This window comes from Bradyrhizobium sp. HKCCYLRH3061 (genome assembly GCF_051168015.1).
GTDB lineage: Bacteria > Pseudomonadota > Alphaproteobacteria > Rhizobiales > Xanthobacteraceae > Bradyrhizobium.
In genome coordinates, this window is sequence record NZ_JBNPUE010000026.1 from 57,094 (window position 1) to 69,694 (window position 12,601).

Annotated in this window: 10 protein-coding genes; 5 read left to right on the top strand and 5 right to left on the bottom strand. The window is 65.3% G+C overall.

Annotated features, from left to right (window positions below; all coding sequences use genetic code 11):
- Positions 1-126 precede the first annotated feature (126 nt).
- From ACQR2C_RS30410 to ACQR2C_RS30430, 5 genes are all read left to right on the top strand, one after another.
- Complete coding sequence (locus ACQR2C_RS30410; RefSeq protein ID WP_434882769.1) at positions 127-2,658, top strand: TonB-dependent receptor; 2,532 nt, start codon at positions 127-129, stop codon at positions 2,656-2,658.
- A 40-nt stretch (positions 2,659-2,698) separates the two neighbouring features.
- A complete protein-coding gene (locus tag ACQR2C_RS30415) occupies positions 2,699-3,388 on the top strand; it encodes a Fe2+-dependent dioxygenase (protein WP_315802681.1) in 690 nt (229 codons plus the stop codon).
- A 957-nt stretch (positions 3,389-4,345) separates the two neighbouring features.
- Positions 4,346-5,398 carry a tonB-system energizer ExbB gene (gene exbB / locus ACQR2C_RS30420; RefSeq protein ID WP_410053129.1) on the top strand — a complete coding sequence of 351 codons (1,053 nt, stop codon included), beginning with the start codon at positions 4,346-4,348 and terminating at the stop codon, positions 5,396-5,398.
- Between the two features lie 4 nt (positions 5,399-5,402).
- Positions 5,403-5,852, top strand: coding sequence for a TonB system transport protein ExbD (gene exbD / locus ACQR2C_RS30425; RefSeq protein ID WP_315736414.1), 450 nt, complete (start codon positions 5,403-5,405; stop codon positions 5,850-5,852).
- A 26-nt stretch (positions 5,853-5,878) separates the two neighbouring features.
- Positions 5,879-6,667, top strand: coding sequence for an energy transducer TonB (locus ACQR2C_RS30430; protein ID WP_315802679.1), 789 nt, complete (start codon positions 5,879-5,881; stop codon positions 6,665-6,667).
- Positions 6,668-6,945: 278 nt separating this feature from the next.
- Here ACQR2C_RS30430 and ACQR2C_RS30435 read toward each other — a convergent pair whose 3' ends face one another.
- The 5 genes from ACQR2C_RS30435 to ACQR2C_RS30455 all read right to left on the bottom strand — a co-directional run bounded on the left by ACQR2C_RS30435 (position 6,946) and on the right by ACQR2C_RS30455 (position 12,600).
- A complete protein-coding gene (locus ACQR2C_RS30435) occupies positions 6,946-8,724 on the bottom strand; it encodes an outer membrane beta-barrel protein (protein ID WP_434882770.1) in 1,779 nt (592 codons plus the stop codon).
- A gap of 174 nt (positions 8,725-8,898) precedes the next feature.
- Positions 8,899-9,240 (bottom strand): cupredoxin domain-containing protein, encoded by a 342-nt coding sequence (locus ACQR2C_RS30440; protein ID WP_315802677.1) that lies wholly within the window; start codon positions 9,238-9,240, stop codon positions 8,899-8,901.
- Positions 9,241-9,854: 614 nt separating this feature from the next.
- Positions 9,855-10,628 carry a cytochrome b/b6 domain-containing protein gene (locus tag ACQR2C_RS30445; protein WP_434882771.1) on the bottom strand — a complete coding sequence of 258 codons (774 nt, stop codon included), beginning with the start codon at positions 10,626-10,628 and terminating at the stop codon, positions 9,855-9,857.
- A gap of 10 nt (positions 10,629-10,638) precedes the next feature.
- Entirely contained in the window at positions 10,639-10,917 is a 279-nt protein-coding gene (locus ACQR2C_RS30450; RefSeq protein WP_315802676.1) for a PepSY domain-containing protein, read from the bottom strand.
- Between the two features lie 1,074 nt (positions 10,918-11,991).
- Positions 11,992-12,600, bottom strand: a complete 609-nt coding sequence (locus tag ACQR2C_RS30455) for a DUF4399 domain-containing protein (protein ID WP_316217218.1) — start codon at positions 12,598-12,600, stop codon at positions 11,992-11,994.
- Position 12,601 lies beyond the last annotated feature (1 nt).

Here is a 12,601-nt window from a genome sequence, read left to right on the forward strand (position 1 = left end):
CGGCGGAACCAGCTTTGGACCGCTTTCCCCCGCTTCTTGACTTGCATTCGCAACAGGCACGCGCCGGTTGCGGGCGTTCAAACGAACCCAAGTCAGAGTTTTGCGTAACGAACGGGGTGGTCGAGTATGGGTAAGGCAATCTTTCCAAGGAGCTTGCGAGGAGCAAGCGGGCACGAGTGGGAGCCATCTCCCGAGATTTCCGGTGTGAAAGTCTCGGCAGTCGCGAGCCTGATCGCGGTTGCCTCGTTCTCCAGTGCCGAAGCCCAGCAGGCGCCGCTGCCGTCCGTCAACGTCGAAGCCCCGGTCGCGCGTCCCAAGCCGGCCGCCTCGCGCCCGACCGCGGACCAGGTCCGCGCCCGCGACGCGATGCGCCGCGCCGCCCGCCAGCAACAACAGCAGCAGGCCGCGGCGCCGAAGAGCAATCTGCCGCCCGACCGCAACCCCTATTCCAGCCCCGCCTCCGACTACAAGGGCGAGCGGCTGCAGGCCTCCGGCAAGTTTCCGGAGAAGCTGCTCAACACGCCGAAGACGGTGACGGTGCTGAGCAAGGAGATCCTGGCCGACAAGAACTCCACCAGCCTCAAATCCGCCGTGCTCTCCACCGCCGGCGTGACGCTCGGCACCGGCGAAGGCGGCAACGCGTTCGGCGACCGCTTCTTCATCCGCGGCTTCGACGCCCGCAACGACGTCTTCATCGACGGCGTGCGCGACGCCGGCGTCTCGGTGCGCGAGAACTTCTTCACCGAGCAGGTCGAGATCCTGCGCGGCCCGAACTCGTCCTTCGCCGGCCGCGGCACCACCGGCGGCGCGATCAACATCGTGACAAAGCAGGCCACGACCGAGAACAGCTTCTACAACATGGACACCACGCTCGGCACCGACAGGACCAAGCGCGTGGTGATCGACGTCAACCAGAAAATCACGCCGACCTTCGCTGCCCGCGTCGGCGGCCTGTTCCAGGATGCAGGCGTGGCCGGCCGCGACTACGTCACCGACAACCGCAATGGCGGCTTCATCGCCACCAAGTGGACGCCGCTCGACACCGTGACGCTGTCCGCCAACTACATCCACAACGAGGTGACGGGACGTCCGGACTTCGGCGTGCCGTACTATCGGCCGAGCACCCTCACCGCCGGCGCGCCGTTCCCCGAGGTCGGCGCGCCGCGCAACGCCTGGTACGGCTTCGTCAACCGCGACTTCTCGCGCGTCGGACAGGACATCGGCACGCTCAATGCCGAGGTGAAGGTCACCCCCGACCTGACGATCTCCGACAAGTTCCGGGTATCGCGCTCGACCCTGAACTATATCGGCACGCTGCCGGAAGGCCCGACGCTCACCAATCCGCTGTCGAACTCGGTGATCCGGGCCAATCCGCAGAGCCGCTTCCAGCAGACCGACGTGCTCGCCAACCAGCTCGAGGCGACCTACAAGTTCGACACCGGCAACTTCAGGCATACCGTGCTCGCCGGCCTCGAGGTCTCGCAGGAAAAGGCGCTCATCAACAGCTACACCGGCCTGACCTCCGAGCAGCAAGGCCTCGCGTTCGCCGGCAGCGGTTCGCTGTCGGGCGTGAGCGTGTTCAACCCGCAGTTCACCAACCTGCCGTTCGGCATTCCGTCGCTGGGACAATTCCCGACGAACGTGAAGATCGACTCGGCGAGCGTCTACGCCCTGGACAGCGTCAACTACCGCGATCTCGTCATCCTCAACGGCGGCGTGCGCTATGACAAATACGACGTTCGGGTCGATGGCTTCGGGACGGTCAACGGCGTCGCCAACACGCCGGGCTCGACCGCGGCCTCCAGCGGCATGCCGAACTTCAACGTCGGCATGACATTGAAGCCGGTGCCCTACGCCAGCTTCTATGCGGCCTACGCCACCTCGTCGAATCCGGTCGGCGCGGAGTTCGACGGCCTCAGCCCGCAATATGGCGGCCTGTCGGCGGTGACCAATGGCGGCGCCAACCAGATCTTCGGGCCCGAGAAGAATACCTCGATCGAGATCGGCACCAAATGGGAGCTGCTCGACGGTCGTCTGCTGGTCACGGGAGCGCTGTTCCAGACCGAAAAGGAGAACGCCCGCGAGTCGCGCAACATCACCAGCGCCGCGCAGGCCACCGCGGACTGCCCGTATCCGGCGGGCACCATCGGCTCCGTGCCGTGTCTCTCGGCCGGCGCCGCCTACCGCATCCGCGGCATCGATCTCCAGGCCGGCGGCAAGCTGACCGACAAATGGAGCATCTTCGGCGGCATCGTGCTGATGCAGTCGGAGGTGACGAAGTCGAACATCCCGCCGGCCAACACCGCGCTGTTCACCAGCAATGTCGGCCTGCAGCTCGCCAACACCGCGCACCAGTCGTTCAGCCTGCTGACGAAGTACCAGATCAACGACACCTGGGAGATCGGCGGCCAGGCGGTGTACCGCTCGAAGATCTTCGGCGGCACCTGGCTGGCGGCGAACCAGGGCACCGAGCTGCCGAGCTACTGGCGCTTCGATGCCTTCGCGGAAGCCAAGATCGACAAGAACTGGACGGCGAAGCTGTTTGTTGCCAACATCTTCGACAAGCTCTACTACGACGCTCTCTATCAGAGTGCCACCCCGTTCGTGCTCGTCGGTCCGGGACGAAGCGCATCGATCGTCCTGTCAGGACGGTTCTGATCGCCCGCCCAAGCCGGGGTACACATCAAGTGATGAGTTCATGCTGATCTGTGTCCCCGGAATTCTGAGCAAAGACGATGTGGCGGATTTCCGCCGCATCATGGACTCCAGCGACTGGGAGGACGGCCGCTCGACGGCCGGCGCCCAGTCGGCCATGGTCAAGCGCAACGAGCAGTTGCCGCCCGACAGCGAGGTGGCGCGCAAGCTCGGCCACCGCATCATCTCGGCGATGACCGCCAATCCGCGCTTTCTCGCCGCCGCGATCCCGCAGCAGATCTTCCCGCCGCTGTTCAACCGCTACAGCGCGGAGTCGGGCCACCATTTCGGCATCCACGTCGACAACGCGGTCCGCGGCGACAAGCTCACCGGCCTGCGCATTCGCACCGACCTTTCGGTCACGCTGTTCCTCTCCGAGCCGGAGGACTACGACGGCGGCGAGCTGGTGATCGAGGATCTGTACGGCTCGCACGAGGTGAAGCTGCCCGCCGGCGACCTCGTGCTGTACCCCGCCTCGAGCCTGCACATGGTCACGCCGGTGACGCGCGGCGTCCGCGTCGCCTCGTTCTTCTGGCTGCAGAGCATGATCCGCGATCCCCTCGCGCGCAGCATGATCTTCGATCTCGATACGACGATCCAGGGATTGTCGCAGCGGATGGGGCGCGACGATCCGGAAATGGTGCGGCTGACCGGCCTTTATCACAACCTGATCCGCTACTGGGCGGAGAACTGAACTTCCGTCTCCAATCGCGCCGATCACGTTGAGTTCGATCGCCTTTGAGCCGGGTTGCACGAGGTGCAGCCCGGCTCATTCGTTTGGATGGCGACCGCTCGCTGCAGCACTGTTCTCGGCGCGCTCGCGATGGACCGCCATCCGAGCTCACATTCGGCAGCTATGCCGGAGAGATTTGTGCGTTTCGCGAACTACCGCCATTCCCTTGCGGCCGACATCGACGTTGATCACGACGAAACGAGAGTCGCGCGGCGCACGCTATCTTTCGAACCGTGCCGATCTCAGCAGCACTATGATTCGGTCCCGAGGCCTTCTGGCTTGTCGGACGGCATCACAGATGCACGCACAAGTGCTCTCACCGGCCGAACGGGCCCATCACGCCCGCACCGACTAATTAGAATTGATGGAAGACCGAACGGCGGCATTTGCGTGACAGGCAGCCGCATTGGCGACGCTGCGCAAAGCGCATCCGCCTCACAGCAGGACTTTCAGGGAGTTAAGACGCGATGCACGCCATCGCGGGCTGTTACGCAGGTCGCACGATTCGATTTTTCGTTTGGCATCGCACCCACGGCGGCAACTGCCGGCGTCGATGTTCCCGCTTTGAGTCAACGCGGCGTCTCAAAACAGCCGGGTTAGGACTGGAAACATTACGGAGCGGTTAACTACCAAGGGGTGTTCAGCAACATGTTCAGGATCGTTCTTCAAGTAGGAGCGGTGATCGCAGCGGTTTCGGCCGGCGCCATGGCGCATGCCGAGCAGCCGGCCACATCGCCGAGACCTGGCCAGGCTGCAACAGCGCCGCAGACCACAGCATCAAATCCAGCGAATGCGACCGGAGCGAAAGCCGCTCAGACTCCGACGACAGCCGCCACCGCGCAGGCGCCTGCAGTTGCGCCCGTCAACACCGCGGCCGGTGCGTCGACTCCCGCTGCGCATGCGGCTCCGGCTCAGAGCATGGCACCGAAGCCGGTGACGACGGGACAGGCATCCACGGCGCCGGCCGTTGCCCAGGCCGCGCCCGCGCCGCAGGTCGCGGCGCCTGCGCCCGCGGCTCCGACGACCAGCGGCGTCGCACCGACGGCTGCGCCGGCTCCGTCTGCTACCACGCCGCAAGCCGCGGCACCGAGCCAGCCGCCGGCGGCCGCAACGACCGACACCCAACCGTCGACGGCGGCCGAAGCCGTGACTGACGCGGCAGCGGGCGACAAGGCGAAGGACCAGGCAGAGAAGCCGGCGCAAGGCGGCGCGCAGCCGTCAGCTCACGTTCCGCATGATCTGTCGCCATGGTCGATGTTCCTGGCCGCCGACGTTCTCGTGAAGTCGGTCATGATGGGGCTTGCGCTCGCCTCGCTCGCGACCTGGACCGTCTTCATCGCCAAGACCATCGAGTTCTCCATCCTGCGCCGGAAGCTGAGCAGCGCGCTGCGCAAGGTCGATGACGTACGCTGGCTGTCGGAAGCCAAGCTCGCGCTGGGATCACGGCAGAACGTGCTGACGACCCTGATCGATGCCGCCATGCACGAAATCAGGATGTCGTCCGAGCTGCCGTCTCACGGCGTCAACGAGCGCGCTGCGTCGAGCTTCTCCGAGATCGTGCGTGCCGAGGGCCGGCGTTGCCGGACCGGCATGGGCCTGCTCGCCACGATCGGCTCGATCTCGCCCTTCGTCGGCCTGTTCGGCACGGTCTGGGGCATCATGAACAGCTTCATCGGCATCTCGAAGTCGCAGACCACCAACCTCGCCGTTGTCGCGCCCGGCATCGCCGAAGCGCTGCTCGCAACCGCCATCGGCCTCGTCGCCGCGATCCCGGCCGTGATCATCTACAATCACTTCACGCGGGTGACGAAAGGCTACATGGAGCTCGTGAACCGGTCATCCGGCGCCACCGCCCGGATGTTGTCGCGCGATCTGGATCGCGGCCAGAGCCACCACAGCAGCCATCACGGCGAGCGCTTCGAGCCGATCCACGTCCACTCAGCGCCTCCGATGGCGCTGGCAGCGGAGTAGCTCCATGGCCGTCTCTCTCTCGGAAGGCGATGGCGACGATGATCTCGGCGAGACCAGCGACATCAATGTCACGCCCTTCATCGACGTGATCCTGGTGCTGCTGATCATCTTCATGGTGGCGGCCCCCCTGTCGACGGTCGACGTGCCTGTCGATCTCCCGACATCGACGGCCACGCCGCAGAAGAAGCCGGACAAGCCGATCTATGTCAGCATCAAGCCGGATCTGACACTGTTCGTCGGCGAGGAGCAGGTGAAACGGGCGAGCCTGGTGAGCACCCTCGAACATATCCCCGAGGCAGCGAAGGACAAGTTCATCTTCCTGCGCGCCGACCGGGGCGTGGCGTATGGAGAGCTGATGGACGTGATGGAGCTGCTGCGGACCGGCGGCTATCCGAAGATCAAGCTCGTGACTGTCGAAGGCGTCTCACAGGCCGCCGCCCAGGCTGCACATTGAAACCAGTGAAACGACGGAACTGAAGAATGGTCGAACACAAGTATCAGGGAGCGTCGCGCCGCTTGTGGATCTCAGCCGCGATCGGCGCCCTCATGTTGCACGGTGGCGGCGCCGCGCTCGCGGTCGTCCATCTCAGCGGCAATGACGTGGACGGCGGCCTCGGCGCGGCCGGCGCCGAATTCGCGCTCGAGATAGCCTCGCCCCAGGTCGAGGACAACGATCTTCCGCCGGGTCCCGACAGCGACGCGGCCGAAGCTGCGCCGGAGCAGATGCAGCAGACCGCCGAAGTCAAGGAGTCCGACGCCGTCAAGGACAAGCCGACCGAAACCGAGGAGGAGGCCGATCGGGTCGTCACGCAGAACGAACCCAAGAAGCCGGAGAAGGAGGAACAGCAGCAGGCGACCCAGCAGGCCGAGGCGTCGGTCGCATCTGCCGCGCAGGAGGAATCGGCCCGCAAGGCGCTGGACGAGGCCGCGCCGCCGGCCGAGACGGCCAAGGCCCCCAATCCGGGAATGGGCAAGGACAAGCAGAAGCTGACCAACGATTGGGGCCGCAAGATCAGCGCCTATTTCGAGCTGCACAAGCGCTATCCGGAAGGCAAGAAGCACAATGGCACGGTCAAGGTGGCGCTGGTGCTGAGCCGGGCCGGCAAGGTGGTGTCCGCGTCCGTCATGCAGTCGTGCGGCGACTCGATGTTCGATGATGCCGCGCTGGCGATGATCCGCCGCTCCGACCCTGTGCCTGCACCGCCGTCCGGACTGACGGACGATCAGTTCAGCTTCAGCCTCGACGTGAACTTCAATCAGAAGAAATAGTCGCGGCCGGACTGCCGCGCAGATCCGGACCTGGCAGCGCTCACGTCGTGGGCGCTGCATTTCATTTTGGAGACTGGAGCCGGGCACTCCCGCTGCGCGTCCACCCGTTGCAGGGGAGCTATACTACACGGCGAAGCCAGAGCGGGAAACTCCGGCTTCCAGGCTTGCGGCCTTGCCCGGGGGATGACTGTTGGCTGCGTCACGACAAGAAGCGCGATCTCCAGGCACGTCCTCAGAAGACCACAGATGCCGCGCGCGGGTGCGTGCCGGGCTGCCGATCAGTACTGCACCCGGGCGCCGACCTGCACCACGGTCGCCGACAGATTGTTTTCGCGGAAGTTGGAGCGCGTCTCCTCGCGCCGGACGCTGGCCCTGAGCTGCAGCAGGCGCGAGAACTTGTAGAGCATGCCGAGCTCGACCAGATAGCGGTTGTCGACCCGCGTCGTGCCGGTGAACGCGTCCTCGCCATAGCCGGCGAGGAACGTGCCGATGAGCCAGGGCTCGAACTGATGCTCGACGCCGACGGTGACGTCGCGCTTGAGCACCCCGGAAATGCCGGGCTCGGTGATCTCCACCACCTGCGACTTGGCCCCCAGCGCGATCGCCGTCTCCTTGGCGAACTGCCATGTCAGATTGGCGTCGGCAATGAAGCCGTTGACCGGCTTGAGCATCGGATCCTGGTAGCGGCGCGTCAGGTAGCCGACGGCGACGTCGCCGGTCAGCTTGTCGGCGTAGTTGAATGTCACGCCGGCCTCGACCGCCGTCCCGGTGGAGTCGCGGCGGAAGCCTTCGGCATCGACCGCGATGTCGTGAACGCGGCGATCGACGGCGACGTCGACGAAGGGGCGGATCTCCGGCGTCAGATTGTAGGTGATGCGGCTCTGCGAGCCGTATTGGACGAAGTTGCGGTCGGCATTGCTGACGATCTGGCCATCGACGAGCGGCGCGTTCTGGAACGCGACGCGGTCGATGGCGGCCTTGGTCGAGACCTCGACCTCCTCGAACCGCTTGGTGACACCGGCGGAGCCGCCGACGGTGGAGGCCAGCGGAATCCTGGCGAACCGGCCGGCGAAGCGCGGCGTGCCGGGATCATCGGCATCGACGGCAACGTGGCCCTCGCCGTTGAGCGCAAACGTATCGGTGATGTCGTAGCGCCCATTCACCTTGGCGTCGACGGTAGGCCTGCTGAGCTGCCGGAGCTTTGCATAGTCGATGTAGCCGACGCGCACATCGGCGTTGAGCAGATGCCGCTCGAACTGAGAGCGCACGAGCAGGACCGGCGCAACGCTGACGAAGGCCGAGCCCTTGCCCTGCGGCACACGGCCGGGATTGCTGTCGAAGCCCGAGGATATTTCGAACGCAGGCTTGAGGATGAAGTTTCCCACCGTGATGCCCTTGGGCTCATAGGGGTCTTCCTCCATCATCGGCGGCTGCGGCTGATCCTGCGGCTTCTGCCCCTTGTTCACCGGCGGCAGCCGCATCTTGGGCTTGTCGGCCAGAACGGGCGGAATCGGCTGTGCATCCTGTCGCGGAATCGGCGGCAGATTGCGCGGCAGCACGCCGCGCGTCGCCGGCGGCGGACTGACGGCGAACGCCAGCGCGTCCAGGCAGCGATTGGGGACGTTCGTGACCGACAACCGGCCCGGCGTCGACAGGCAGCCACCGACCAGAAGGCCGGCTGACGGTGTGCCGAAGAAGCCATTGCGGACAGGCGCCAGGCGCGGCGCCGGCTCGCGGCGCGCGGCCTGCGGAAGCGCGCCCGCTCCGGCATCGACCGGAGATCGCGGCCGCGGCGGTGGAGCCTCGTCCACCTGGGTGGCCGCCTTGGGCTCCGGCTCGACGCCACCAGGCGAAACGATCACCTGCGGAATGACCAGCGGTCCGTTGCCGTTCGCAGGCCGCGCCGGCTGCCGGCGGCGATTGGGCACGACTACCACCGGCCCCCCGTCGGAGGCTCCGGGATCTGCATAGGCTCTCACCTGGCTGCCCGGAACGACGGTCTCAGCGGACGACGGCGCGGCTCCAAGCAGCGTCACGAGCAGCACGGTGATCGCCACCGTCTCCTCCTGGCACCGTGAGACGTCGCGACCGATGCCACGTCTGGAAGCGACCGTCTCTCGTGCTGCCCGTTCCAAAAAGCCTCGTCTCCGTCGAGTTCGGCAACCTGCGAAGCGCGGCGCCCGCGGCGTGACGCATTCCGGCATCACGGCGCCGCGGGACCGAAGGCCGGATCACTCGATGATCAGCGCGCCCTTGTTGCCCTGATGGAAATCGTCGAAGAATTCGTAGCGTCCCGGCTTCTGCGCCTTGACCTTCACGACGCCTTCCATGTTCGGCTTGATCACCGTTTCGAACTCCAGCGGCTCGCTCTCGAACTCGACCGGCGCGCCATCCAGATTCTTGACCTTGAACACGATCGGCGTGTTGGCCGGCGCCTTCATCTCCGCCGGCTGAAACTTGTTGTCCTTGACCGATATCTCGATGGTCGTCTCAGCCGCTCCTGCCGGCAGCGCGAACGCCGCGATCAACAGCACGGCGGCTCCCGCTGCCTGTCCCTTCCCAAAGAGATTCATGATTTATGTCCCTGTCCCGAATTCACCCGAATGTGCCGAACGTCTTCCGGCGCTCGCCTGCTTCGACGAGTCTCCGACACTTCATAGAACGACTATGAAGTCCCGAATGCGGCAATTTGCCGTGTCGAAATTTGACAACATCGTTGTGTGCGACAAAGCGCGCGAATTTATTAGTTGTTCGGCGTCGAGGCGCCGCGCAGACGCGTCGGCTCGAGCATCGCCGATGCGCGCCGAATGACAATGACGAACATCAGCGGTCTCCGCGGTTGGGAGCAGCACGATCACCTGAGTTCGCAGCTGTGCTGATATGAGACACGACAGGTCATGCAGCGCCGTCGCGCACGCCGCGAACCACACGAGGCTCACGATCGACCGCTTACGCTGCGTACAGCACCTGCATGATTCTCATGCACCGGCTCATCGAGACGAGTACGAGCGAGATGCACGAAGGAACGCGCTCGCACTGGTCTCATGCGGCATGGACCGCAATATGCGTGCGCGCCCATCCAGCTCGAGCCGTGTGCGGACGAGCCTCGCGCGCACCAGAAATGAAATCAGGCGCGGGCCTGCTCGCCCATATCGCCGGCGAGCGCACACGACCGATGCCCGCCGTCTCATCTGCCGACCCCCAGCCGCCTGTCGTGAACGCTGAGGGATCGCGGCATACGCGCAGGCTTCGCGGCGCCGGGCGCCGGATTCACGCGCAGGGGCGGCAGATCGGGGACGACGGATATTTGCTCCTCGTCCGCCACGGGCTCGGGCTCCGGGCTCTGGCGTGCGACGCTGCGCGCCGGCGCGGCGCGCATGATGCCCGGCACGCGCTTGCGTCCCGTGACCATCGCGCGCATCAGGTTCTCCCGCTGCAGCAAGCTCATCCACACCGTGCCGAGCACATGCACGGCGATCAGGGCGATGATGGCATTGGACGACAGCGCATGCGCCTGCTCGATCCAGCCGACGCCGAAGAACCGGACCGAGACCTGCATGACGCCGCTGATGGTCGAGACGATCAGAAGCGCGAGCATCACGACCAGCATCGCGGCCCCCGCCGGGTTCAGCCCGAGATAGCGTCCCGTCTCTCCGCGCAGCATGCCCACGATATACTGAGGCGTCGCCCGCAGCTTGAGGCTGATCCGCGCGAACAGCGAATGACGGCTGCCGATCAGCCCCCAGATCAGCCTGAAGGCGAGAAGACCGATGACGGCATAGCCCGCGAGGCGGTGCAGGCGATCGAAGGTGTTGGGCGTGACGCAGGCGACGAGCACGAAGGCCGCGAGCGACCAGTGCCAGACGCGCAGCGGAAAATCCCAGACCGCCACGGTCCCCGGACGTGAGTTCGCCGGCGTCGGAGAGGCGACGCTCCGCTGCGCCTGGCCTGCGTCACGCATGACCATCAGATCACTTCGCCTTGGTGTGCTTCAGCGCGAGGTCCTCGGGGCTGTAAAACAGCTCATAGAGCTTGCCGCCCTTGACACCGTAAACCTCGTAGCAGGTGCCCTCGATCTTGGTCTGCCGAACCTCGTAGCCCGCGGCCTTCGCCTTCGCCTCGGCTTCGGCGGTGGTCTTCCACGACGCCTTGTCGAGCCTGGTGCAATCCTTGTAGCCGTCGGCGAGCGCCGCGGAGCCCGACGCCAGACCCGCCGCCAAGACCACGCCTAACAGTTTGATGACCTTCATTATGAAATTCCTCCTCGAAGACTGCGCCATCGGCGCCAACAGCGCTCGATGCGCGGACTACAAAGGGGAGGGAGATTTCAACGAAACTTGGACGTCATCGTCCGCGGTGGATGGCCTCGACCACGCAGGCGCGGCTCGAAACGTTCCGCATCCGGCCGCAATGTCGCTGAGATGCGAACTCACATGCGGTCCAGTCAGGATCGAACCATGTCAGCAGGCTACTGATCTCTTCAGGACTCGACCCCGTGCCGGGTTCCCTGCGCGTTGCAACTGATATTGATTCGCAAGGATGTAGCAGCATCGTCGTGAGGCGCATGCGCTTTGCTCCCGCACAAGGCGTGGCCGGCGCGGCGTGCGGGACCACACTCCCGCCCGATTGCCGCTGTGACCATGGTGAGGCGAGAAAGGAACCGACAGCTACAAGGCTGCGACCTTAAGCCTCAGAAAAATTTTCTGAGCATCGCGATCGTTCGCACGACCAGATCGAGATCGGTGGTGGACGATGACGATGCGGCTGCTTGCGAACGGATCTAGCGGCCGTCAGACGCACATCCGTGCGGACAACGGCAAGGCCATCCTGATCCTGGACGCGGGCGATACTCTTGCCGACACGGACTGCCGACCAGGATGGCGAGTCGCTGCAGGAAAACGACGTCTCGGATGCCTCGGCAACGACGTCCCCGCTTGCGCCGCGATCTGCCATGGACGCGCGTCCGGACGAGCGGCCGTTGCCGGATGGCGGATCGTCCTTGCCGCCATCGCGCGACAGGCGTCGCCCTCAGCGATGGATCCTCGCGGAGCGACCGAGCTTGCGTCCCACGGTCGCGCGCAAGCCGACGCGCATCACGCGCCCGGCCGTTGGGAATCAGGGCTATCGCACTTGACGATACAAGTTTGAGGTCGACTCCTTCCACACCGTCATGGCCGGGCTCCGTCCCGGCCATCCACGTCGTTCGGCATCCTGGGAAGGACGTGGATGCCCGGGACGGAGCCCGGGCATGACGACGTGGAGGCAGCGCAGCGAAACACTCAGATCTTCATATGCGATAGCCCTGGTTGGGAATGGAGAGGTCGTCACTTCGTCCCGGAGAAGACGCGGCTGATGAAGTCGGAGCTCTCGGGGGACTTCGTCATCTCCGGCGACGGCTCGGGCTGGGCCGGCGGCTCTGCCGGCACGGATCGGATCTGCGGTCGGTTTCGGGCGGTGACGCCGCGTGTCGCGCGCGCCTCCTGCTCGCCTCCGTTCGGCTTGCTCACCGTGATCATGATCTTCTCGGAGATCACCGGCGGATCGAAGTTGAGATGCCTGGTGTCACCCAGCACGAGCTGCAGCGTGTGCTTGCCGGGCGACAATTCGATCCGCGCCTCGGTCTCCCCCGCTGCGTAATGAACGTGTTTCTTGTCACGCGGAATCTCCTCGCCGGCCTGCATCGTCTCGTCGACGTCGACCAGAAGATGATGATGGCCACTGCCGGCGAAATCGTCGCCCGCATGGGTGACGCCCATGTTGCGCAGTCCGAAGCGGGCGATGAAGGGCCCGGTCACCGTCTCCCCGTCCGCAGGAGAGATGAAATAGACGCGGGCATCCTTCGCGGCCTTCGTTCCCTTGGCCGGCGCCAATGACGGCGCGAGCACGAGCGACGCGATCAGGATGAAGTGGAGTCGCGCAGACATCGGCAGCATG

Coding starts and splice junctions, on each gene's coding strand:
- ACQR2C_RS30410 (WP_434882769.1), top strand. CDS start 127: ATGGGTAAGGCAATCTTTCCAAGGAGCTTGCGAGGAGCAAGCGGGCAC.
- ACQR2C_RS30415 (WP_315802681.1), top strand. CDS start 2,699: ATGCTGATCTGTGTCCCCGGAATTCTGAGCAAAGACGATGTGGCGGAT.
- ACQR2C_RS30455 (WP_316217218.1), bottom strand. CDS start 12,600: ATGCTGCCGATGTCTGCGCGACTCCACTTCATCCTGATCGCGTCGCTC.
- ACQR2C_RS30450 (WP_315802676.1), bottom strand. CDS start 10,917: ATGAAGGTCATCAAACTGTTAGGCGTGGTCTTGGCGGCGGGTCTGGCG.
- exbB (WP_410053129.1), top strand. CDS start 4,346: ATGGCACCGAAGCCGGTGACGACGGGACAGGCATCCACGGCGCCGGCC.
- ACQR2C_RS30445 (WP_434882771.1), bottom strand. CDS start 10,628: ATGCGTGACGCAGGCCAGGCGCAGCGGAGCGTCGCCTCTCCGACGCCG.
- ACQR2C_RS30440 (WP_315802677.1), bottom strand. CDS start 9,240: ATGAATCTCTTTGGGAAGGGACAGGCAGCGGGAGCCGCCGTGCTGTTG.
- ACQR2C_RS30430 (WP_315802679.1), top strand. CDS start 5,879: ATGGTCGAACACAAGTATCAGGGAGCGTCGCGCCGCTTGTGGATCTCA.
- exbD (WP_315736414.1), top strand. CDS start 5,403: ATGGCCGTCTCTCTCTCGGAAGGCGATGGCGACGATGATCTCGGCGAG.